General features: G+C 43.5%; 18 protein-coding genes. 13 read left to right on the plus strand and 5 right to left on the minus strand.

What is annotated here, in order from left to right:
• The first annotated feature begins 68 nt into the window (after positions 1-68).
• From dapA to D1814_RS16640, 5 genes are all read left to right on the plus strand, one after another.
• On the plus strand, positions 69-953 hold the full coding sequence (gene dapA, locus D1814_RS16620) for a 4-hydroxy-tetrahydrodipicolinate synthase (RefSeq protein WP_118494506.1): 885 nt from the start codon (positions 69-71) through the stop codon (positions 951-953).
• Between the two features lie 12 nt (positions 954-965).
• Positions 966-2,069, plus strand: coding sequence for an outer membrane protein assembly factor BamC (gene bamC, locus D1814_RS16625; RefSeq protein WP_118494508.1), 1,104 nt, complete (start codon positions 966-968; stop codon positions 2,067-2,069).
• A 12-nt stretch (positions 2,070-2,081) separates the two neighbouring features.
• Positions 2,082-2,795, plus strand: coding sequence for a phosphoribosylaminoimidazolesuccinocarboxamide synthase (gene purC, locus D1814_RS16630; RefSeq protein ID WP_118494510.1), 714 nt, complete (start codon positions 2,082-2,084; stop codon positions 2,793-2,795).
• 183 nt (positions 2,796-2,978) lie between these two features.
• Positions 2,979-3,845: a DMT family transporter gene (locus D1814_RS16635; RefSeq protein WP_118494512.1), complete on the plus strand. Its 867-nt coding sequence runs from the start codon at positions 2,979-2,981 to the stop codon at positions 3,843-3,845.
• Between the two features lie 247 nt (positions 3,846-4,092).
• Positions 4,093-6,447 carry a sensor domain-containing phosphodiesterase gene (locus D1814_RS16640; RefSeq protein WP_118494514.1) on the plus strand — a complete coding sequence of 785 codons (2,355 nt, stop codon included), beginning with the start codon at positions 4,093-4,095 and terminating at the stop codon, positions 6,445-6,447.
• A gap of 23 nt (positions 6,448-6,470) precedes the next feature.
• Here the strand turns inward: D1814_RS16640 and D1814_RS16645 are convergent, their stop codons facing one another.
• Complete coding sequence (locus D1814_RS16645; RefSeq protein ID WP_118494516.1) at positions 6,471-7,568, minus strand: NADH:flavin oxidoreductase; 1,098 nt, start codon at positions 7,566-7,568, stop codon at positions 6,471-6,473.
• A gap of 392 nt (positions 7,569-7,960) precedes the next feature.
• Between D1814_RS16645 and D1814_RS16650 the strand changes: the two genes are divergently transcribed.
• Positions 7,961-8,203 (plus strand): DUF2164 domain-containing protein, encoded by a 243-nt coding sequence (locus D1814_RS16650; RefSeq protein WP_118494518.1) that lies wholly within the window; start codon positions 7,961-7,963, stop codon positions 8,201-8,203.
• A gap of 98 nt (positions 8,204-8,301) precedes the next feature.
• Here the strand turns inward: D1814_RS16650 and yfaE are convergent, their stop codons facing one another.
• The 4 genes from yfaE to ubiG all read right to left on the minus strand — a co-directional run bounded on the left by yfaE (position 8,302) and on the right by ubiG (position 13,423).
• Complete coding sequence (gene yfaE / locus D1814_RS16655; protein WP_118494520.1) at positions 8,302-8,574, minus strand: class I ribonucleotide reductase maintenance protein YfaE; 273 nt, start codon at positions 8,572-8,574, stop codon at positions 8,302-8,304.
• A gap of 12 nt (positions 8,575-8,586) precedes the next feature.
• A complete protein-coding gene (nrdB, locus tag D1814_RS16660) occupies positions 8,587-9,717 on the minus strand; it encodes a class Ia ribonucleoside-diphosphate reductase subunit beta (protein WP_014949649.1) in 1,131 nt (376 codons plus the stop codon).
• A gap of 127 nt (positions 9,718-9,844) precedes the next feature.
• Positions 9,845-12,166: a class 1a ribonucleoside-diphosphate reductase subunit alpha gene (gene nrdA, locus D1814_RS16665; RefSeq protein ID WP_118495420.1), complete on the minus strand. Its 2,322-nt coding sequence runs from the start codon at positions 12,164-12,166 to the stop codon at positions 9,845-9,847.
• A gap of 552 nt (positions 12,167-12,718) precedes the next feature.
• Entirely contained in the window at positions 12,719-13,423 is a 705-nt protein-coding gene (gene ubiG, locus D1814_RS16670) for a bifunctional 2-polyprenyl-6-hydroxyphenol methylase/3-demethylubiquinol 3-O-methyltransferase UbiG (RefSeq protein WP_118494522.1), read from the minus strand.
• A 302-nt stretch (positions 13,424-13,725) separates the two neighbouring features.
• Here ubiG and gyrA point away from each other — a divergent pair, with 302 nt between their 5' ends.
• The 7 genes from gyrA (at position 13,726) to D1814_RS16705 (ending at position 24,512) form a co-directional block, all read left to right on the plus strand.
• Positions 13,726-16,440: a DNA topoisomerase (ATP-hydrolyzing) subunit A gene (gyrA, locus tag D1814_RS16675; protein WP_118494524.1), complete on the plus strand. Its 2,715-nt coding sequence runs from the start codon at positions 13,726-13,728 to the stop codon at positions 16,438-16,440.
• A gap of 144 nt (positions 16,441-16,584) precedes the next feature.
• Positions 16,585-17,670, plus strand: a complete 1,086-nt coding sequence (gene serC, locus D1814_RS16680) for a 3-phosphoserine/phosphohydroxythreonine transaminase (protein ID WP_118494526.1) — start codon at positions 16,585-16,587, stop codon at positions 17,668-17,670.
• A 1-nt stretch (position 17,671) separates the two neighbouring features.
• A complete protein-coding gene (gene aroA / locus D1814_RS16685; RefSeq protein WP_118495421.1) occupies positions 17,672-18,955 on the plus strand; it encodes a 3-phosphoshikimate 1-carboxyvinyltransferase in 1,284 nt (427 codons plus the stop codon).
• 184 nt (positions 18,956-19,139) lie between these two features.
• The gene (gene cmk / locus D1814_RS16690; protein ID WP_118495422.1) at positions 19,140-19,811 is read left to right on the plus strand and encodes a (d)CMP kinase; all 672 of its coding nucleotides are present in this window, start codon (positions 19,140-19,142) and stop codon (positions 19,809-19,811) included.
• Positions 19,812-19,930: 119 nt separating this feature from the next.
• Positions 19,931-21,601: a 30S ribosomal protein S1 gene (rpsA, locus tag D1814_RS16695; protein WP_014949642.1), complete on the plus strand. Its 1,671-nt coding sequence runs from the start codon at positions 19,931-19,933 to the stop codon at positions 21,599-21,601.
• A gap of 76 nt (positions 21,602-21,677) precedes the next feature.
• Positions 21,678-21,965 (plus strand): integration host factor subunit beta, encoded by a 288-nt coding sequence (gene ihfB / locus D1814_RS16700; RefSeq protein ID WP_014949641.1) that lies wholly within the window; start codon positions 21,678-21,680, stop codon positions 21,963-21,965.
• A gap of 204 nt (positions 21,966-22,169) precedes the next feature.
• The gene (locus D1814_RS16705; RefSeq protein ID WP_118494528.1) at positions 22,170-24,512 is read left to right on the plus strand and encodes a PilZ domain-containing protein; all 2,343 of its coding nucleotides are present in this window, start codon (positions 22,170-22,172) and stop codon (positions 24,510-24,512) included.
• The last annotated feature ends 38 nt before the right edge of the window (positions 24,513-24,550 follow it).

Below are 24,550 nucleotides of genomic sequence, written 5' to 3' on the forward strand. Positions count from 1 at the left end.
CATGCGCTATTACTTGTGTTTAAGCACCGACATAATTACCATGTGCGCTCACATTTTGCGGAGAGATTATGTTTACTGGTAGTTACGTAGCACTCGTCACGCCGATGCTCGAAAACGGCGATATCGATTACAAGTCTTTAGAGAAGCTTGTGAAGTTTCATGTAGAGCAGGGCACTCATGGTATTGTGTCTGTTGGAACTACGGGTGAGTCAGCAACGCTACCGTTTGATGAACATATTAACGTGGTCAAAGAAACAGTAGCAATGGCGTCAGGTGCTATCCCAGTTATTGCGGGTAGTGGTGCAAACTCTACCGCGGAAGCCATTTTTCTTACCGAGCAATTAGGTGCGACAGGTATTGACGGCTTCTTAAGCGTAGTGCCTTATTACAATAAGCCACAACAGGCTGGTATGATTGCCCATTTCAACGCTATCGCCGATGCCAGCGACTTGCCGGTGATTCTTTATAATGTACCGGGGCGCACCGTCGCTGACATGCTTCCTGAAACCGTTGCAGAATTATCAACCCACAAGAATATTGTTGGCCTTAAAGACGCGACTGGTGATATTGCTCGATTAAAAGAAACCCAGCCCCTCGTGCCGGAAGATTTTGTTATTCTTAGTGGCGACGATGGCACAAGTGCTGAATTTATGTGTGAGGGTGGACATGGTGTCATTTCGGTCACCGCTAATATCGTACCTAAGGCCATTGCGCAGATGTGCGAAGCAGCCCTCAATAAAGAATTTGATAAATGTCGAGAGATCGACGAAAAAATCAAGCTATTGCACAGTGACCTTTTCATTGAGCCAAACCCTGTAATGCCGAAGTGGGCGTTATACAAAATGGGGATGATGAAAAGTGCTGTTATGCGATTACCTATGGTTTTACCGGAACTATCAAGCCAAAAACGTATCGAAGAACTACTAAAAAAATACGCATTGATTTCTGGGTAATAAGGAATACAGATGAAAAGAACGCTGGCTATAGCAAGTTCAGTAGCGATGGTTGCACTTGCAGGTTGTTCAAGCCAAATAGATAGAAAGACTGCGTCAGGTAACTACGGGTACTTAAAAACTAAAGAACAAAAGACGTTAGAAGTACCGCCTGGCTTAGATGCACCTAGTTTTTCAAGAGACTTTGCTTTACCTGAGGTTGGCAAAGAAGCAGACCCTTCGCTGGTAGGTAAGAACTTGATGGTTCAATCTCCTGCGCTGGTTCTTCCTCTAGTTACTGGTTCTCACGTTGAAGAAGGTAAGAGTTCGGCAACCATTTGGTTCGACCAAGTTGACGATAGCCAACCGCTAAGCCAAGCGATCTGGAACTCATTATTAAGTTTCTTAGATGAGCAGGGAATAGGTGTAGATAGCTTCAGCCCTGAAGATAAAGTTTTGGTCACCGACTGGATGGTCATGACTAAAGAAATCGACGGCCCGTGGTATAGTTTTACAGATGAAGAAAGTGAAATAGGTCGTCGCTTTGAATTCAGCCTGGACGTTAAACCTCATGGGCGTAGCGCTGCACTAACGGTTGATTTAAAAGACTACATGCAAACAATTGGTAAAGATGTAGTTGCAGAAGCTTCTTCTATGGAAGAACGCCGTGAAGAAGTTGAGGTATTGAACCAGGTTATTGGTCATTACGAATACCAAATTCAGCTTGCTGAAACCCGAAGAATTGCGAAGATTCGTCAGGGCATTAACACAGAAATGGGCTTTAACGATGATGGTGATGCAGCGTATATCGTAGAAGCGCAATATGATGTTGCCTGGCCAAGAATGCTTTTAGTACTTCGCAAACTAGGGTTTGATGTTAAAGATTTAGATAAATCAAATGGCCTGTTATTCGTCAGTTATAATGGCGACCAGGGCAGTTGGTGGGATGGTTTATTCTCAAGCGATGCCGAATTACTTGAAAAGGGTGATTATCGCTTGAAAGTTGCAAAGGCGGGTGCAAATCGCACATCAGTTACCTTCATGAATAATGAAAGTGTACCGTTTGAAGCAAATCAGGTTTCCGACCTTTACAGTGCATTCGCTGAGGTCATGTCAGAAGATAACCTTGATATATAACTGAGACTGAGAATGGAAAAACGCGACGAGCTTTACCGCGGTAAAGCAAAAACTGTTTATTACACTGATGATAGCGATAAACTAATTCTTCACTTTCGCAATGACACTTCAGCGTTCGACGGTGAAAAAATAGAGCAGCTTGACCGCAAGGGTGAAGTAAACAATAAGTTTAACCACTTTATAATGACTAAGCTTGAAGAAGCGGGCATTGCAACACAAGTTGAAGCCTTGGTTTCTGATACAGAGTCTTTGGTTAAAAAGCTCGATATGATCCCTGTCGAGTGTGTGGTGAGAAACTTGTCTGCCGGCTCTTTGGTGCGCAGACTTGGAGTGGAGGAAGGTGCAGACCTGAACCCACCTATTTTCGAGTTTTTCCTTAAAAACGATGCGCTTCACGACCCAATGGTAAATGATTATCACGTTTTATCATTCGGTTGGGCAACCGAAGCTCAGATTGCTGAAATGAAGGCGCTAACTTTCAAAGTAAACAATGTATTGAAAGCTTTGTTCGACGAAGCGGGTATGCTTCTTGTTGACTACAAACTCGAGTTTGGTGTCGATAAAGATGGCAACATAGTATTAGGCGATGAGTTTACACCTGACGGCTGTCGCTTATGGGATAAAGAAACCCGCAAGAAGATGGATAAAGACCGCTTCAGACAGGGGCTTGGTTCAGTTGTAGAAACTTACATTGAAGTTGCCGAGCGTTTAGGTTTGTCTTTATAGTCACAAAGCTGGTTGCAGTTTGAATAAAAGAGGACCTTTGGGTCCTCTTTTTTGTTTATTCGTCTACAACTAACATTTAAAAGTTGGTTATCTGAAGAAAACCTTTTTAAGTTATTATTTTAGCGATACATTCTTTGAAAGAATGCGTATTTAGGAATAGAGACAAGCGCAAAGGAGCGTTCATTGTTTAAAACATTTTCTTTAGTTACGGTAGCAATGGTTGCTTTTGCTGCAAATTCGTTACTGTGCAGAATGGCATTAGCAAATACAGACATTGATCCCGCTAGCTTTACCGCGTTGCGCTTAATAAGCGGCGCGTTAGCACTTACGTTCTTGTCGCTCTTTTCTTTGCGAAAAGCACCGGGTGATTCAAGCCTTTGGGTAAACCTTAAAAGCAATGCGAGTTTATTAGGTGGCCTTTCGCTGTTTTTATATGCGCTGTGCTTTTCATACGCCTATATTTCCATGTCTACTGGCACAGGGGCGTTATTACTATTCGGCGCAGTCCAACTTACAATGATCACCTTTGGCTTAGCAACAGGCGAGCGATTTAAGCGTGTCCAATGGCTAGGTTTTCTCCTAGCTTTCGCTGGCCTCGTGATTTTATTACTGCCGAGTGCATCGGCCCCTTCACTTTTAGCTGGCATAATAATGGTAACAGCAGGTATTGCGTGGGGTGTATATTCTGTATTAGGGAAAACAAGCAAGTCTGCTTTATTTGCTACGTCGGGCAACTTTATTTACGCATCTATTTTGTGTATTCCATTATTTGGGTTTTTATTAACGCTAAATAGTAATGAAATAGTATTCGATAATACTGGAGCGTTATTAGCACTAATGTCAGGTATGGTTGCTTCAGGATGTGGTTATGCAATTTGGTATAGCGTGTTACCACTTATAAAATCAACTACTGCTGCTACTGTACAGTTAAGTGTTCCAGTAATCGCAACCTTGATGGGATGGACTATACTTGGTGAGCAACTAAATATTCAGGTTGTTTTCGCTTCTATCATGACATTGGGTGGTATCTTTTTGGTTATAAAACGATAGTAACCGCGCGAAGAATAATGCATCGCCCTTTGAATACCTCAAATTTGACGAGTGTTCTCTCTATAGGCTGTTTACTCCCACATGTGTTTAGGGAAAGCGTAACAGGGGCTATCTTTGTATACTAAAGAAAAATGTTACATTTCTATTAGTAATGCTAAAGTTTAGTGGTTAGCAATGCTTATATCGCTGTCGCCGTGTGGCGAAATGAAACGGCGGCTAATGGTGGGTTAGTATATTGGAGTATAGAGTGGCAATTTCTGGAGCATTGACTAGCGAAGTCGAGAGAATATCTATTCTCAAAAGGTTAGCGCTACTAGATACGCCTAATGAAGAGCGTTTTGATCGCATTACTAGGTTAGCAAGTAGCGTACTTAATTGCCGGTTCGCAACGATCACGCTTATCGACACCGACAGACAATGGTTTAAATCCTCGTTCAATATTGATCTAAAGGAATCCGCACGCGATATTGCCTTTTGTAGTCATACCATCTATGAAACTGGCCCATTTATTGTCCCAGACACACAAAAAGATCCGCGCTTTAAAGATAATCCATTTGTTCTAGGTGAACCCCATATTCGCTTTTACGCAGGAATAAGGCTTATTGTAGATGGTTGTGCTGTAGGCACTTTATGTGTACTTGATACAAAGCCACATGACTTAAGTGAAAATCAACTTTTTCAACTTGAAAAACTAGCTGAACTCGCGAACGCAGAGATTTGTAGAGAAGAACACACAGAGCTATCAAAGCAAATTACTGAGTACCAAGACCGACTTGAGCAAACGCAAAAACTCACGCGGGTTAGAAGTACTATTCTCGAAAAAGTAGTAAATGCGGAATCTCTCCACAGTGTTCTTTTCGATATTGTTGATGCTATTGAAGGAGAATACCCCAACAAGCGTTGTAGTATTTTGCTGCTGCAAGAGGGCAAGCTAAGAAAAGGTGCAGCGCCATCATTACCTGAATTCTATAACGATGCCATAGACGGTCTTCAAATTGGGCATGGTGTAGGATCGTGTGGCAATGCAGCAGCGACCAATAGTCCCACAGTTGTGGAAGACATTAGTACACACCCCTATTGGGATGGTTTCCACAAATTGGCTGCAAAAGCGGGATTAGCGTCTTGCTGGTCTCAACCTATCAGAGGGGCAAATGGAAATGTAATCGGTACCTTCGCTGTCTATCATAGTTATAAGGCGATACCGACCCCTGAAGAAGTTATCCTGATAGAACAATTTGCACATATTGCAAGCATAGCGATAGAGCGAGATATAGCTAACGACCTTATTTGGAACCAAGCCAATTACGATACGCTTACGGGTCTACCGAATAGAAACCTCATGCTTGATCATCTCGACTTAGCGATTAAGGCAGCTAAGAGAGAAAATGACAAGGTCGCCGTTCTTTTTCTGGACCTCGATAACTTTAAAGATATAAATGATACGCTCGGACACGATGTAGGCGATGAGCTTTTAAAAGATTGTGCTAAGCGCTTGAAGCAAAACGTACGCGCCAATGATACGGTTTCTAGGCTGGGTGGCGATGAATTTGTCCTCATTTTGAGTAGTATCAATAACTTAAGTTCAGTGGACGATATAATACAGAAGCTTCTCGAAGTGATAGCTGAGCCATTTCTTATCGATGTAGAGCGGGTGCATACTAGCGGTAGTTTAGGGGTAACTTTATATCCAGATGATGCTGATAATACTAAGGATTTGTTGAAGTATGCTGATCAAGCCATGTACAAAGCGAAAGCCTCTGGGAAAAATAGTTACAAATACTATACCCTAGACATGCATGAAGCAGCGGTAAAACGGCTCTCTCTTTTAAATGACCTCCGTTATGCTGTTAAAAACAATGAACTTTTCGTTGAATACCAGCCTATAACGACACTTAGCAATGGTCAGATTTTAAAGGCAGAGGCTTTGCTTCGATGGCAGCATCCTCAAAAAGGGCGAATCCCGCCCGACGAATTTATACCTTTAGCTGAAGAGTCTGGCTTAATTATTGAAATAAGCGACTGGGTTTTTAATGAAGTGTGCAGGAATGTAAAGTATTGGCAGTCGCAATATCGCCGTGATCTTCAAATCAGTATCAATACATCACCTAGTCATTATTTTCATCAAGAGTCGAATATTACTGACTGGCTTAACAGATTGCTTGAAATGAATATTTCAGCGAGGTCGATTCTACTTGAGGTGACAGAAAACCTTTTAATGAAGGCTGACGCAGAGGTCTCTAGAAAGTTGTTTCAGTTTAGGCAAGCTGGTGTTGGTATAGCCCTTGACGATTTTGGTACGGGGTATTCTTCCATTTCTTATCTGAAAAAGTTTCCTACCGATTTTATAAAAATCGACAAAAGCTTTGTTAAAACGATGACAGATGTAAGTAACGATAAAGTACTTTGTGAAGCTATTATCATTATGGCTAAAAAGCTTGGAATTAAGGTTGTTGCAGAGGGCATTGAGACCCGAGAGCAATTTGAAATTCTCAAAGGAATGGAATGTGACTATGGGCAAGGCTATTATATAGCGAGACCTATGAGTAAGCTCGACTTCGAATCACTTCTAAAGGCAACTAGCACCGTGAGCAGTGCTAGTTGATATATCAAGCTGTACGCCACTAGCTAGGATAGCGTAGCTAGAGCCTTTCCAGAGTACTGTTCTAGTTCCTCAGTGCGGTTGTCTTTAATCTTGTTAGCCCAATTGGGGTCTTGTAACAAGGCTCTTCCAACGGCAACCAAGTCAAATTCTCCGCCGTTAAGTCTCTCGAGTAAATCATCAACAGCTCGGGTGCTAGAGTCTTGCCCTTTAAACGCGCCAAAGAAGTCATCATTAAGCCCCACTGACCCTACGGTAATTGTTGGTTTTCCTGTTATCTTCTTTGTCCAGCCCGCAAGGTTCAGCTCACTACCTTCAAACTCATTTTCCCAATAACGGCGCTGAGAACAGTGAAAAATATCTACGCCTGCATCACTTAAAGGAAGTAGAAACTGCTCAAGTTCCTGGGGTGTATGTGCTAAGCGAGCGGTGTAGTCTTGCTGTTTCCATTGTGAGTAGCGTAGCACGATTGGGAAATCGGGTCCGGTGGCATCGCGTATGGCTTTAATTATTTCCACTGCAAACCGACCGCGGTTTTCCATACTACCGCCCCAGCTATCAGTACGCTGATTGGTTCCCTCCCAAAAGAATTGGTCGATTAGATAACCATGTGCTCCGTGAATTTCTATTCCATCCATGCCAATTGTCTTAGCATCTGCTGCGGCTTGAGCAAAGGCAGATATTACAGATTCGATATGGTTAACTGTCATTGGTTCAGCACCCTGTTTTCCGGGTTTGAACAGTCCCGACGGACCCGCGCTTGGAAGCTCGGGGTAGGGCGCTTTTTCTGCAACTCGAGCCATACCTACGTGCCATAGTTGTGGCATTATTTTCCCGCCTACACTGTGAACTTCATTAACCACATTTTTCCAACCGGCTAGGGCTGCCTCGCCGTGAAACTGAGGAATATTAGCGTCCATTGTGGCGACCTTGTCGTTAACTGTGGTGCCCTCAGTGATAATTAGCCCGGTGCCACCTTGGGCACGACGTTTATAGTAACCTGCCACGTCATTGGTAGGGACACCGTTTGGCGAAAACTGGCGAGTCATAGGCGCCATAACAATGCGATTAGTTAAAGTTAGGTTGCCTTGTGAATAAGGCTTAAACAGTGCGTTTGCTGCCATTTTTTATCTCTAGTTTTTTAATTTGTTTTCAGATACTACTGGCAAGGTAGGTTAAGTCAATTTTCAAATGTTGATAGTAAGACATAAGTAAAAGTGAAGTGCGGAGTTAATCTGAAGAGGCGTTCACATTTTTCTGAGCCATGATAAATAAGGGTACAGACCTGGGCATAAATATCACTGCCTAAATGCTTATCAACGCAAGGCATTTGCTAATCAGATGGTTATGCTTCACCGATATCAAGACGTTAGCAAAAACGTTAATATTAAAAAGATGAGCTTTATAACGTTAAAATGTTTCCAATAGGTTTAGATTAACAAAAAGCCTAAACAAATTGCTATTAGCCAAAGACAACAAGGTTGATGCTTTAAAAAATTATCGAAGAAGGAAGAAAATGAGTGATATCGCATTTACCCGTGAGGAAAAAGACGCATTGGTTACTAAACTGCAACGATATTTTGATAATGAGTTAGGTGTGGAACTGGGTCAATTCGACGGAGAGTTTCTTCTTGATTTCATTAGCAAAGAAATGGGCGCATCGTTTTATAACAAAGGCGTAAACGACGCACGAGCCGTTGTTGCAACGCGCTTACAGGTCATTGATGAAGAATTATACGCCATCGAAAAAGTGCTGTAGATAACTGTAAAGTAACTTGCTAAAAAGAGAGGGTACAAGGCCAGTGGTTGATACGGCGAGGCTGGGGCGTAGACTGCTCTATAAATGAGCACGAAACATTATAGCGGAACTTTTATCTTTACCGGGCACTTAGCTACGCAGCAACATGGAAGAATTTCATCGTCGTCAATGAAGGCGAGGGGATCGGTGGTATACTCAACTTCGCCTTCAATAAGCTTTGTACGGCATGCACCGCAAAACCCTTCACGACAATGATAGTGAATATTGACGCCCGCTGATTCAAGGGCGCTCAAGATAGTGATATCAGAGGGGGCAATAATCGACCCCACATCGACAACGTCGATGCGGAGTGATTTATCGTTACTGCTCATTAAGCTGTAGTTTTACAGCTCGAAATCAGCAAAGTCGTCTTCGCTTACTGCAGAGTCAATCTGACCAACTAGGTAAGAGCTGATTTCAGACTCTTGAGGTGCCACTTGTACATTGTCTGAATTCAGATAGTTATTCATCCAAGGAAGTGGGTTACTGCTAATCTCAAACGGTGTGTCTAAGCCAATTGCCGACATACGCTGATTCGCAATGTACTCAACATATTGGCAAAGAATTTCTTTGTTAAGGCCAATCATCGAACCGTTTTGGAACAGATAGTCAGCCCATTGCTTTTCTTGCTCTACTGCATTCATGAAGATAGCGCGGGCTTCTTCTTTACACTCTTCTGCTATTTGTGCCATTTCAGGGTCATCTTTACCCTTGGCCCATAAGTTTAGAATGTGTTGGGTTGAAGATAAGTGAAGGTTCTCATCACGCGCAATTAGTCGAATGATTTTCGAGTTACCTTCCATCAATTTACGCTCAGCGAAGGCGAACGTACAAGCAAAAGAAACGTAGAAACGGATTGCTTCAAGTGCATTTACCGAGTTCATACATAGGTAGAGTTTCTTTTTAAGCTCGTACATATTAATCGTGTGTGCGACACCATTAACAGTATGAACACCTTCCCCCTGTGTTTGCCAAAGCTGAGTGGCGAAAATGAGATCATCATAATACTTCGAGATATCAGCAGCACGACGCTTAATCTCGTCATTTACAACGATATCTTCGAATATTTCACTCGGGTCTGAGAACAAATTGCGCAAAATATGGGTATATGAACGCGAGTGGATAGTCTCAAAGAAAGACCATGTCTCAACCCATGTTTCTAACTCTGGTAGCGAGATAATAGGCAAGAAAGCAATATTCGGGCTACGACCTTGTACCGAGTCCAAAAGGGTCTGGTATTTTAGGTTTGATATGAAGATGTGCTTTTCTGGGTCGGTTAATTTTTGAAAATCGACACGGTCGCGTGAAACGTCAACTTCTTCAGGGCGCCAAAAGAAGCTTATTTGTTTCTCAATAAGCTTTTCGAAGATGGCATGCTTTTGCTGATCGTAGCGTGCAACGTTAACGGGATTACCGAAAAACATCGGCTCGATCAATGGATTAGTACTTTGCTGATTAAACGTAGTGTATTTCATGATGGCCTAACTAAAAACTTAGTGATTAACGCGTATTATTGTTTGTGTTCTTGCTGCGAAACGTTAATGGCAGGTGTTGCTGCAAAATCCTTTTGCGAACCTGCCATTTTTGCAAAGAGTGCGTGTTCTAGATTTTACACGCACCGCCTGCACAATCATCGTCTTCCTCTACCACAACTTCTTCTTGACGTGGCATAGGCTCGTTTGCTTTAGCGTCTAGCGCTGAGGTGTCTGAGGCACCGTCACGAGTGTTATGATAATAAAGTGTCTTAACACCAAGCTTATACGTAGTAAGAAGGTCTTTAAGCAGAAGCTTCATTGGTACCTTATTACCTTCATAACGGCTTGGATCGTAATTGGTATTTGCAGAGATAGTTTGGTCGATAAACTTCTGCATGATACCAACAAGTTGAAGGTAGCCATCGTTAGAAGGGATATCCCAAAGTAACTCGTATTTATCTCTTAATGTTTCGTACTCAGGTACAACTTGCTTAAGTACACCGTCTTTACTCGACTTAATGCTGATGAACCCACGTGGTGGCTCAATACCGTTGGTCGCATTAGAGATCTGCGAAGATGTCTCTGAAGGCATTAATGCAGATAGTGTAGAGTTACGCAGACCGTGAGTCTTGATTTCTTCGCGAAGTGCATCCCAATCGTAATGAAGGGGTTCATTACACACGCTATCAAGGTCTTTTTTGTAGCTATCAATTGGCATGATGCCTTGCGAGTAAGTAGTTTCATTAAACTTAGGACACGCACCTTTCTCTTTAGCTAGGTTGTTCGACGCTTTAAGTAGATAGTACTGCATTGCTTCAAACGTGCGGTGAACCAAACCGTTCGCGCTGTGATCTGAATATTTAACACCGTTCTTAGCAAGGTAGTAAGCAAAGTTGATAACACCAACACCCAGAGTACGACGGCCCATAGTTGCATTGTACGCAGCAGGAACAGGGTAGTCTTGATAATCAAGTAGATTATCAAGCGCACGTACCGCAAGGTCGGCAAGCTCTTCAAACTCATCAACTGACTCAATCGCACCTAAGTTAAATGCAGACAGCGTACAAAGGGCAATTTCACCGTTTTCATCATTAACGTGCTGAAGCGGCTTAGTTGGTAGCGCAATTTCAAGGCACAGGTTGCTCTGACGAACTGGCGCAACTTCTGGGTTGAACGGGCTGTGCGTATTACAGTGGTCAACGTTTTGAAGGTAAATACGACCTGTGCTTGCACGCTCTTGCATGAACAAGCTAAACAGTTCCATTGCCTTAATTTGCTTCTTGCGGATACTGTCGTCGTTTTCATATTTAACGTACAGTTCTTCGAATTTGTCTTGGTCAGCGAAGAACGCATCATAAAGACCAGGAACGTCAGATGGGCTAAACAATGAAATGTAGCCATCTTTCATCATGCGCTGGTACATTAGCTTGTTGAACTGAACGCCGTAGTCTAAGTGACGTACACGGTTTTCTTCTACACCGCGGTTATTCTTAAGCACTAGCAGAGATTCAACTTCCATATGCCAGATAGGGTAGAACAACGTAGCCGCACCACCACGAACGCCACCTTGTGAACAGCTTTTCACTGCAGTTTGGAAGTATTTGTAAAACGGAATACAGCCTGTGTGGAACGCTTCACCACCGCGAATAGGGCTGCCAAGTGCACGAATGCGCCCCGCATTCACACCAATGCCCGCGCGCTGGCTTACATATTTCACGATTGCACTAGCCGTGGCGTTGATTGAATCTAGGCTGTCGCCTGTTTCAATAAGTACGCATGAGCTGAACTGACGCGTTGGCGTTCGTACACCGGCCATAATTGGGGTAGGTAGCGACAGCTTAAACGTTGATGCAGCATCGTAGAAACGACGGATGTAATCCATGCGCGTCGCTTTGTCGTAGTTCGCGAAAAGGCAAGCCGCTACTAAAATATAAAGGAACTGGGCACTTTCATAAATTTCGCCAGTAACGCGGTTTTGAACTAAATACTTACCTTCAAGTTGCTTAACCGCAGCATAACTGAAGTTCATATCGCGCCAATGGTCGATATACGTTTCCATCTCTGCGAATTCTTCAGGCGTGTAGTCTTCAAGTAAATGTTTGTCGTACTTACCCAAATCTACCATTTTTCCAACGTGTTCAAGCAACGCTGGCGGCTCAAATTGCCCGTACGCTTTTTTACGAAGATGGAAAATAGCCAAACGCGCAGCCAAGTACTGGTAGTCTGGCGCATCAGTAGAGATCAGGTCAGCCGCTGACTTAATCAGTGTTTCGTGGATCTCGCTGGTATTAATGCCGTCATAGAACTGAATTTGCGCTTTTATTTCAACTTGTGAAACAGAAACGTTGTTTAATCCCTTGGCTGCCCATGTAACGACTTTGTGGATTTTTTCTAAGTCGATGGACTCTTTTTCACCGTTTCGTTTGGTGACGAATAAGTTGTTGTTCATGTTACTGGCCGTTTGTCTGTTAGCGCTTGATGCGTGGGCTATCTGTTGCCCATTTTCGTTTTTAATTTTAAATGTGAATGTCTTTATCATCATTGGCTCACGCCAGATAAAAACACACACAAAAAAAGCGGCCTAAACTAATACCGCGAGGTATTGTAGTAGAGACTGCTCATTAAATTCTGTACTGCTTTTTTATATTTTCAGCGAGATTGTTGTTTCAAACTATCAGTGGTGCCCCAAAAACAGTTTGTCGTTAGTAGAGATCCCGAAAAGTTAACTATGGGATCCCGCGCTGAATTAAACACAAGATAGTGAGGTTTCGTCTTGAATGCAACCCAATATCTGGTGGTATTTCAAGCACTCAATCTGGCATGAAATTTATGTTAGTAACAACTAACTTTTTAGCGTTCTACAAGCGTAAAATATCTGGAATGCAAGCATTTTAAATAAAATCTTAAGCACAAAAATTAATTTATTCTTAGAATTCAATTTTTATACAGACACGATATATGGTGTTTAAAATATCGCCGCAGCCCAATATATAGTGTTAAATTAACTTTGCGCTACTGTATATAGTAAGTAGTTTACGTCTACGTTATTAGACGAAAGATAAAAGCCTTGCGAAATTGGGTCCATGTGCAGACCCGTCATGTCGCGCGGAAGCAAACCTGCTTGATCTGTCATCGCCATAAGTTCCGAAGGCTTTATAAACTTACCGTGATCGTGGGTGCCCTTTGGTACCAATTTAAGAATGTATTCCGCGCCCAGGATCCCCATCAGATATGACTTCAAGTTTCTGTTAAGTGTGGAAAAGAAAACATGGCCGCCAGGTTTAACCAACTTAGCGCAGGCCATAACAACAGATGCTGGGTCGGGCACATGCTCTAACATTTCCATACAGGTTACTACATCAAACTTGCCTGCGTTCGTCTGTGCAAATGCTTCAGCCGTAGAGCAGACGTAGTCAACTTTAATACCAGACTCTAAACCGTGAAGCTTGGCCACTTCTAACGACGCTTCTGCCATATCTAAACCCGTAACTATTGCTCCAGCACGGGCCATAGATTCTGCCAGAATGCCGCCACCACAACCGATGTCCACGACTTCTTTGTCAAATAAACCTTCGCTGTGTTGGTTAATAAAGTCCAGACGGAGTGGGTTAATAAGGTGTAATGGCTTGAATTCGCCTTCTGGATCCCACCAGCGAGAAGCAAGTTCAGAGAATTTGTTGATTTCTTGTTGATCGACGTTCGTCATTAGTAAAACAATCCTTAAGCTATCTCTTTTTAAGATATCGTAAATTCAGGTTGTGTTTCACTGTTTTTAAACAGAAATAGCTAAATTATAGGAAGGGGTGCGCGAAAAATAATCGCTTGCCTTTTAGTTGATTAATAAGCGTAATTAAGCGCTACATAATTCTGTCATCAAGTGGTACACTCGAAGCACGATTATGACCCACATAATAACAACAGTGCGCTCCCATGGCTTGCTTTCACAATGATGTGAAGTGAAGCGCTGGATAACGCAGAACAAACCAAAATAAAGGGATTAAGCAGTTTATGTCTGATAACGCTAAAGAAATCCTCCCCGTTAATATTGAGGAAGAGTTAAAGAACTCCTACCTTGATTACGCGATGAGCGTTATTGTCGGGCGAGCCTTGCCTGATGTAAGAGATGGCTTGAAGCCAGTGCACCGTCGTGTGCTGTTCGCAATGAACGAACTGAAAAACGACTTTAACAAGCCATATAAAAAATCTGCCCGTGTGGTAGGTGACGTAATTGGTAAATATCACCCTCACGGTGACTCTGCGGTTTACGACACTATCGTTCGTATGGCCCAACCGTTTTCACTTCGCTACATGTTGGTTGACGGTCAAGGTAACTTTGGTTCTGTAGACGGTGACTCTGCCGCTGCGATGCGTTATACCGAAGTTCGCATGGCGAAAATTGCGCACGAATTACTAGCCGATTTAGATAAAGAAACCGTCGATTTTGTACCTAACTACGACGGTACTGAATTTATTCCTGAAGTATTGCCAACTAAGGTTCCCAACCTTCTAGTGAATGGTTCGTCAGGTATCGCAGTTGGTATGGCGACTAACATTCCGCCGCACAATTTGACTGAAGTGATAAATGGCTGTATTGCCTTAATTCAAGATCCATCAATTACCATTGATGATCTGATGACCCATATTCCAGGCCCTGATTTCCCAACTGCAGCGATGATTAGCGGTCGTAAAGGTATTGAAGATGCGTACCGCACTGGTCGCGGAAAAATTTACCTTCGTGCTAAAGCGGAAATCGAAACTGACAACAACGGCAAAGAAACCATTGTTGTTAACGAAATTCCTTACCAAGTTAACAAAGCACGTCTTATCGAAAAGATTGCTGAATTGGTAAAAGAAAAGCGTATTGAAGGCGTTTCAGCATTGCGTGATGAGTCTGACAAAGACGGCATGCGCATTGTTGTTGAAGTTAAACGCAACGAGTCAGCTGAAGTTCTGCTTAACCACTTATATGCCAATACCCAGCTTCAAACGGTATTCGGTATTAATATGGTTGCGCTAGACAACGGTCAGCCTAAGGTATTTAACCTTAAAGAGACGCTTGAAGCCTTTATTCTTCACCGCCGTGAAGTAGTAACACGCCGTACTGTATTTGAATTACGCAAAGCTCGCGATCGTGCGCACATCCTTGAAGGCTTAGCAATTGCACTTGCTAATATCGACCCAATCATTGAGTTGATAAAAGCGTCTCAAAGCCCTGCAGATGCGAAAAAGTCGCTTGTTGCACAAGGTTGGGACTTAGGTGACGTTTCGCAGATGCTTGAACGCGCAGGCGATGACGCAGCGCGTCCAGATTGGTTAATGCCTGAGTTTGGTATCCGCGACGGCAAGTACTACCTGACTGAACAGCAAGCCCAGGCGATTCTTGACCTACGTTTACACAAGCTAACAGGTCTTGAGCACGAGAAGATCCTTGAAGAATACAAGCAACTTCTAGAGCTAATCGCAGAACTTCTTCACATCCTTAATAGCCCAGCGCGCTTGATGGAAGTGATTCAAGAAGAGCTAGAAAAAGTACGTGATGAGTTTGGCGACGAACGTCGTACTGAAATTACTGCTGCAAGTCACGATATTGATATTGAAGACCTAATCGAACAGGAAGATGTTGTAGTAACACTTTCACGCGAAGGTTATGTTAAGTATCAGAAGCTAACTGATTACGAAGCACAACGTCGTGGCGGTCGTGGTAAATCTGCAACCAAGATGAAAGATGAAGACTTCATCGAAAAACTTCTTGTGGCTAATACGCATGATCACATACTGTGCTTCTCAACCCGTGGTCGCTTATACTGGTTGAAAGTATATCAATTGCCGTTTGCTAGCCGCAATGCGCGCGGACGCCCAATTGTAAACATATTACCGCTAGAAGATAATGAACGTATTACCGCCATTCTTCCAATTAAAGAATTCGAAGAAGGTAAGTTTGTATTGATGGCTACGGCAAACGGTACAGTTAAAAAGACTGACCTAAGCCTATACTCTCGCCCACGTTCAAGCGGTATTATCGCAGTTAACTTGAATGAAGGTGATGAACTAATTGGCGTTGATATCACCCACGGTGATGACGACATTATGTTATTCTCTGATGCTGGTAAAGTGGTGCGCTTTAACGAAAAGCTTCGCGACAGCGAAACCGGTGAAGTTAAACGCGACCCTGAGACAGGGGAAGAGTTATTAGCACTTCGTCCTATGGGAAGAACAGCAACAGGGGTTCGCGGTATTCGTCTTCAAGATGGACAAAAAGTGGTATCGCTTATTGTTCCAAAAGGTAACGGGCCAGTCCTGACAGCAACAGAAAATGGTTTTGGTAAGCGTACACCGCTAGAAGATTACCCAGCGAAGAGCCGCGCGACACAAGGTGTTGTGTCTATCAAGGTATCTGAACGTAACGGTAAAGTAGTTGGCGCTGTACAGGTAGACGAAACCAATGAAATTATGCTTATTAGTGACCAAGGTACACTGGTTCGTACTCGTGTAGGTGAAGTGTCAGTAGTAGGCCGTAACACACAGGGCGTTCGCTTAATACGTACAGTAGAAGGCGAGCACGTTGTAGGGTTACAACGTATTGAAGAAGTGGCAGAGTTACAAGAACTCGATGAGGACGGTAACCCAATCATTTTAGAAGATGCGCCAGAACAAGCAGAAACTGCTGTTCAAGAGCAAGAAAACACCGCAGAAGACGGTGATAGCTCAACGACAGAAGAGTAGGGATAGCGCGCAGGCATAGGCTATGCGCATTATCAGTGTTCTTTCAAACAAGCGGCTTTTGCCGCTTGTTTACCTAATAGACCCGCAAAATGTTTATGATGAAGCGGGTTGAACGGTACTTATCTACAGGTGTTGAAAAACGCAATGAAAGAGGTTTTTAACTTTAGTGCTGGGCCGGCCATGCTTCCTAAAGAAGTGATGGAAAAGGCACAATCAGAATTTACAAATTGGCGCGATTTAGGCTGTTCTGTAATGGAAATTAGCCATCGTGGTAAGGACTTCATTGAGATAGCCGCAAAAGCAGAGCAGGATTTGCGTGACTTGCTATCTGTACCATCTAACTACCATGTGCTTTTCACACACGGTGGTGGACGTGGTCAATTTGCTGCTGTTCCCCTTAATTTGTCATCCGCTGACGATACCAGCCTTCACTTAGTGAGTGGTTCTTGGTCGAAAGGCGCGGTGAGTGAAGCGAACAAATACAATAATGCGGTAGTAGTGGGTGAGGTCACCGAAAAGGACGGGCTTCACTATATTGCCAAGCCTGCTCTGAGCGACATCGATCAGTCTGCGGCCTATTATCACTTCTGTCCAAATGAAACGGTAGACGGCATCGCTTATGACTGGCTACCAGAATCTGGCAAGGTGCCGCTGGTTTCTGATATGTCATCAACGATATTATCGCAGCCGCTAGATGTGGCAAAACACGGTGTAATATACGCAGGCGCACAAAAGAACATCGGTCCAAGTGGTTTGTCTGTGGTTATTGTTCGCGAAGACCTTGTTGGCAAAGCGCGCAAAGAAACGCCATCAATTTTTGATTATGCCTTAGCTGCAAAGTCTGACTCTATGTACAACACGCCGCCAACTTTCTCATGGTATTTAGCGGGGCTTGTATTTGAATGGCTTAAAGATATGGGCGGTGTAGACGCAATGGCTAAACGCAATGCTGAAAAGGCGGCGTTATTGTATTCAGCCATCGACAGTTCTGACTTTTACTCAAGTAAAGTTCACCCTGATAACCGTTCAAAAATGAACGTGCCGTTTCATTTGGCTAATCCTGATTTAGATAAGCTATTCCTTGAGCAATCGCAAGATGCGGGTTTGCTTGCATTGAAAGGACACCGTTCGGTAGGGGGCATGCGTGCAAGTATTTATAATGCAATGCCAGCCGAAGGCATTGTTGCGCTAGTTGAATTTATGCGCGAATTTGAAAGAGTGAATGGATAAAATGGAGCAGTTAACATTAGACCCGATTGCAAAAGTATCGGGAGAGGTCAATGTACCTGGCTCAAAAAGTCTGTCTAATCGCGCACTGTTGCTTGCTGCGTTAGCACAAGGTGAGACTGAATTAACTAACTTGCTTGATAGCGAAGATATCGAGCATATGCTAAATGCTCTTACTAAGTTAGGCGTTAGCTATCGCTTAAGCGAAGATAAAACCCAATGCGTAGTGCAAGGTAATGGTGGCGCATTTAAGGTGGCTGAGCCACTTGAGCTTTTCTTAGGTAATGCCGGTACAGCAATGCGTCCTTTATGCGCAGCACTTGCCGCAAGTAACGTTGATACCGTACTTACTGGTGAACCGCGAATGGAAGAGCGCCCAATAGGCGATTTAGTTGATGCGCTACGCGAAGCTGATGCTGACGTGTCTTATTTAAAAAATGAAGGCTACCCTCCGCTTCAAATAAAAGGGAAGACGTTAAACGGTGGCGAAATGTCGGTGGATGGCAGCGTGTCTAGCCAATTTCTAACGGCGCTTTTAATGGCAGCTCCCTTGTTTTCAGGTGATGTGACTATTCGTATTAAAGGCGAATTAGTGTCTAAGCCTTATATCGATATCACGCTAGACACCATGGCTAAATTTGGTGTTACTGTAGAGAACGACAACTACCAGACGTTTACGATTTCCGGTGACGCTAAGTACCTTGCGCCGGGTAAATTTATGGTAGAAGGCGATGCTTCTTCTGCATCTTACTTCCTTGCAGCCGGTGCCATTAAAGGCGGAACGGTACGCGTAACCGGAATTGGTCAAAACAGCATCCAAGGTGACATCCGCTTTGCTGACGTGCTTGAAGCTATGGGTGCGAAGGTTGTGTGGAACGATGAATATGTTGAAATAACCGGTGCGCCGCTTAAAGGCGTAAACATGGATATGAACCATATTCCAGATGCAGCCATGACCATTGCCACTACAGCGCTGTTTGCCGAAGGTCCAACGACCATGACTAACATCTATAACTGGCGTGTTAAAGAAACAGACCGACTTGCGGCTATGGCAGCGGAGCTTCAAAAGCTGGGTGCGAAAGTAGAAGAAGGGCATGACTACATAAAAGTGTGGCCAACTGATTCGCTAAAACACGCCGAGATAGATACGTATAACGACCACCGTATTGCAATGTGCTTTTCATTGGTTGCATTAAGCGATACACCGGTCACCATTAATGACCCAGGTTGTACTCGCAAAACCTTCCCAGACTACTTTACCCGCTTTCAAACACTATATAGCGCGTAAGAGCCTTGAAAAAATCAGTCACTGGTTAATGAAGAGCGATGCAAGTTAACCCTTTAGCTTCTTCGTTGATCTGAATCAGATTTATCCTAATGTACAATGCCGCCAATTAGAGGCGGCATTGCTTATCTCTCACTAAAGCGTATAATTGCGCGCGATTTTTAGTAATTTAAATGATGGAGCAGGTATGCATTCCACACCCGTAGTCACGGTTGACGGTCCTAGTGGTGCTGGTAAAGGTACATTAAGTAGCTTGCTGGCAAAAAAATTAGGGTGGCACTTTCTAGATAGCGGCGCAATTTACCGCGTATTAGCAGTTGCTGCTCTTCACCACGACCTTCCGTGTGATGATGAAGAATGTGTTGTTCCTCTAGCAACCGGTCTTGATGTTAGTTTCGAGACGAATGGCGATACTACTCGCATTATCTTAGAAGGCGAAGACGTTACTGACGATATTCGTACTGAAGAAGTTGGTGCTGTGGCATCGAGAGTTGCAGCTTTACCCCGCGTTCGCGAAGCACTACTTCGCAGACAGCGCGCGTTTCAGCAAGATCCAGGTCTTGTTGCTGATGGTCGCGACATGGGAACTGTGGTATTTCCAGATGCGCCTGTAAAGATTTTTCTTACAGCAAGCGCAGAAGCCCGCGCTGAGCGGCGCTATAGCCAGTTGAAAGCAAAGGGTATGGATGTTAATATTGCGCGCCTTTTAACCGATATCAAGGCAAGAGACGAGCGTGATACACAACGCGCGGTGGCGCCTTTGGTACCGGCACAAGATGCTGTAATTATAGATTCAACGGACTTGGATATTGACCAAGTCTTTGAAAAAGCGATGGATATTATTTCCTCACGCCTTTAATGACGAGAGCTGATCGCATCCAAAGCAGTGTTGCTACAGGAAGTGGCGACTAATTTTAATAACCCCGCGTTATCCGGATAAGAAGCGTGGATATCAACTTAAAAGTTTATTTGAGACTTATGACTGAAAATTTTGCACAACTTTTTGAAGAAAGCTTACAAGAACTAGAAACACGTCCAGGTTCAATTGTAAAAGGTACTGTTGTTTCTATCGACAAAGACATCGTTCTTGTTGATGCAGGCTTGAAATCAGAAAGTGCTATCCCAGCTGACCAATTTAAAAACGCTGAAGGCGAACTAGAAATCGCTATCGGTGACCAAGTAGACGTTGCACTAGATGCAGTTGAAGATGGTTTCGGTGAAACTATCCTTTCTCGCGAAAAAGCGAAGCGTCACGAAGCTTGGGTTGAGCTGGAAAAAGCTTACGAAGATAAAGCTACAATTAAAGGCGTTATCAACGGTAAAGTTAAAGGCGGTTTCACTGTTGAAGTTAACAGTGTACGCGCGTTCCTTCCTGGTTCTCTTGTTGACGTACGTCCAGTACGTGACACTACTCACCTTGAAGGCAAAGAGCTTGAGTTTAAAGTAATCAAGCTAGACGCTAAGCGTAACAACGTTGTTGTTTCTCGTCGTGCAGTTATCGAAGCAGAAAGCAGCGCAGAGCGTGAAACGCTTCTTGCTAACCTTGAAGAAGGTCATGAAATTAAGGGTATCGTTAAGAACCTTACCGATTACGGTGCGTTCGTTGACCTTGGTGGCGTAGACGGTCTTCTACACATCACTGATATGGCTTGGAAGCGCGTTAAGCACCCAAGTGAAATCGTGAATGTTGGTGACGAAATCAACGTTAAAGTACTTAAGTTCGACAAAGAGAAGCAGCGCGTTTCTCTTGGTATGAAGCAAATGGGCAACGATCCATGGCAAGAAATTGCGTCTCGTTACCCAGAAGGTACTAAGATCAACGGTCAGGTTACTAACCTTACTGACTACGGCTGCTTCGTTGAAATCGAAGACGGCGTTGAAGGTCTTGTACACGTTTCTGAAATGGACTGGACTAACAAGAACATCCACCCATCTAAAGTTGTTAACCTAGGTGACACTGTAGATGTAATGGTTCTTGAAATTGACGAAGAGCGTCGTCGTATTTCTCTAGGTCTTAAGCAGTGCATTGCTAATCCTTGGGAAACATTTGCTGAGTCACACGAAAAAGGTGACAAAGTATCTGGTAAGATCAAGTCAATCACTGACTTCGGTATCTTCATCGGTCTTGACGGCGGCATCGACGGTCTAGTTCACCTTTCTGACATCAGCTGGAACAAGTCTGGTGAAGACGCGGTTCGCGACTACAAGAAAGGCGACGAAATCTCTGCAGTTGTACTACAAGTCGACCCAGAGCGTGAGCGCATCTCTCTTGGCGTTAAGCAAATCGAAGAAGATCCTTTCAACAAGTATCTGACAGATAACAAGAAAGGTGCTATCGTTACTGGTACAGTAACAGCAGTTGATGCGAAAGGCGTTACTGTAAACCTAGCTGAAGAAGTTGACGGCTACATCCGCGTTGCAGACCTTGCTGTAGAGCGTGTTGAAGACGCAACTGAAGTAGCAAGCGTTGGTGATAGCATCGAAGCGAAGTTCATGGGCGTTGACCGTAAGAACCGCACTGTTAACCTATCTGTTAAAGCGAAAGATCAGGCTGACGAAAAAGAAGCTATCGATAAAGTTAACCAGCAAGAAGATGTTGGTTTCGCTAACGCGATGGCAGAAGCATTTAAAGCTGCTAAAGGCGAATAATGCTTTTGTGGGTGTGCGTCTGCACACCCAATTCGCGATAGCTGTTTAAACAATAATATTGACAACGAGGTTAAGCATGACCAAGTCTGAATTAATTGAACGGCTCGCGGATCAAGCGCGTCATATTCCGGCGAAAGAACTCGAACTGGCTATAAAAGAACTTCTAGAGCAAATGGCGCAAACTCTTCAAAAGGGTGAGCGTATTGAAATTAGAGGTTTTGGTAGTTTTTCTCTTCACTACCGCGCCCCACGCGTTGGTAGAAATCCTAAAACGGGTGAAACAGTGAAACTAGACGGTAAATATGTACCGCACTTTAAGCCTGGTAAAGAGCTTCGCGAAAGGGTAGACGCCTCAATCGCATAGTACATTTTAAAAAGCCGCTGTATAGCGGCTTTTTTGTATATGCCGATAAGCTTTGGGCACAACTTCACTCGTTTTTACACTATTTCCACCTCTAATACTTCGAATATCCCTATATACATTCGTTTAAATTTTTATACCTATTGACCCCGGCTAAAGTAGGGTTATATATTATTCAAATAATAATAAACGGTATACATAGAAGTAATGTCAGCCGGCGATGAACAAGCAATAATAAAACAGTACCAGCCGCTCATTCGCGCGTTAATCCCATACGAACAACAAAATAGATTGTTGGAGGGAATTAACAAGTTTTCGAAGCGCTTGCCTAGTAGTGTCCGAAAGGTCGTGAAAGAAGAGGTGGTACGATTAACATCACTGACTGATGCACCCGCCGACAATTCTGCTTTTGCCCAGTTTCCTGTCATGAAATTTAAGCACTTCGGTGTGCAAATGCGCCTTGATAAGGTTGGGGCGCAAATCCTTAAAAACGAAACGTCACTCTATCAAGACAGATATACCGTAGGTGTGTTTGAGTCGGTAATGAACTCAGACTTCTACCAAAACCAGATAAAAAAAGAACAGTTTAAAAAAATCGTTGACGCGTTCAACGTTGAGAGTCAGTCATTTACCGATATCGACTTTGGCGATGACATTGCCATTCGCCCAAACTTTACGTTGTCTTCACCTGAGTTTGAGAAAGGGCGACATTGCTCCATAAGCTCTATGTCGCATCGAGGTATTGCACTGGAGACAAAAAGGCCTCCCAATGCTTCTACCGGCGATATTATTACCTTTACTATTCCTGAAGTAAAAGGCCTGACCAAAGAGCCCACTGAAATTACGCTCGAATTAGAGTCTGTAAAATACAACAAGCATTTGGGAAAATACGAAACGACCTTTAACTTTAAAGACGATATCGATAAAAGCTTTCTCGCAACACTAAAACGCTATGTGGCCGTAACTTCATACAAGCAACCACTACAACGCGATTTAGAAATAGAGCGCGCCATGCAAGAACTTGAGCGCGACCGTATTTTAGAAAATAGCCCGTGGCTCCCTGTTTTTCTTGCACCTGAAAAGCAATCGCTCAAACCTATGATAGCCCTTTTTACTAAGGCGAATGTTGAGCACAACGATGCGGACAAACTACTGACAAGTTTGCAAGATAAGCCTATTTTCTCCACCTTAGTTGATGAGTTGCGAAAGTACAATGAAGCCTATGTATTCCATGGCAATATTAAAACCAAAAGTGGTAACGTACAGATAACCGCTACACACAGGCAACTACTAGCGCTTAAGCAACTTAACGCGCTTGTATATTTACTTGCTAAAAGTGGCGACTTTATATGTACCCACTGTCGCCTCGATAGTGTGACTCGTGAAGATAAACAAAAATCCTTTGCTATTCACGATATTGCGAGCAAAGAGTTTGAGCAGCTTGGCCAGATTTCTCATGTTTTATACTGCAAAGATGTATCAGCCTACCTTACAAACTTAACGCTTTCTGCTAAATGCGATTTCAAGCCTTTGTCGAAAACGTTGAAAGCTAGCGGTGACAACTGGCGCATAGATTATGTCATGGAAGAAGATTTAGATAGACGGAGTGAAACCCGCTACGTTATCGATAAACCAGCTTCCATTAAAGTAGGCTTGCTTACCTCTCTTGACGCTCGGGTCGCCGATTTAAGCGCTAGTGGTATGAAATTGGCAGTTGCACCGCACAGCGATCTGCAAAAAGAGATACGAGTTTCTGTGCCGGAACTGAAAATTAAGGGCGAAAAATATAAGGTTGTGCATTACCAAGCTGAAACTGGCGTGGTCAGGCTGTGCCTCGTGGAAGACACACGTAAAGCAAAAGTGAGCTCTAACGTCGATCACATGGTTGAAGAAAATACGGCTTATTTTAAACTGAGAGATATTGCTCGTATCCAGCGCTTAACACATCGTTACATTTGGGAACTTGCCGTAAGGCATATGCCTTCGTTATCGGTACTTTGCGTAATGAATAGGTTTACACTCGACCGGCTAAAAACTGTTTATCAAAGCGATGCATCTGACGATCTTTATCCGTTTTCACGTACACAAAATATTATACCACTCCACGGTTTCTTTGCAGATAAAGGTCAGGCAAAGCCTAAGTCCCAAATATTAGAAGCCATGTTTAAAGAAACCTCTGAACAAGCATTAGTGGTTCATTGTGTGAGAAAGAGCGACAGCCGTTTAGTGTACATCAAAGAACGAGACTTCTTGTTCTCTAAACTTCGCACGCAAATCAAAACTCAGTTGGATGATGAAAAAATTCAGTTAAGTGCTACTGACGTTACCGCAGTACGTTGTCACGGCGCTATTACGCCGTTAACCAAAAAGCGACTAGCACAGCTTTCTAAGCTAGACAAAGCCATGTATGACAAGCTTGAAACCATGCAGGCAGGCTACACACACTGTATTTTTATTACAAATATGTCCGCGCTTCACCACGACCTTGTGGTAGAAAACCTCATAGCAAAACCTCAGCGCCGCGATCTCGAGGGTGAGGGCGCGGCTTAAAATTTCCAACACGCTTTTTGTGTTATCTCTTTTCGCAT

It is taken from the genome of Alteromonas sp. BL110 (assembly GCF_003443615.1).
Taxonomy (GTDB): Bacteria; Pseudomonadota; Gammaproteobacteria; order Enterobacterales; family Alteromonadaceae; genus Alteromonas.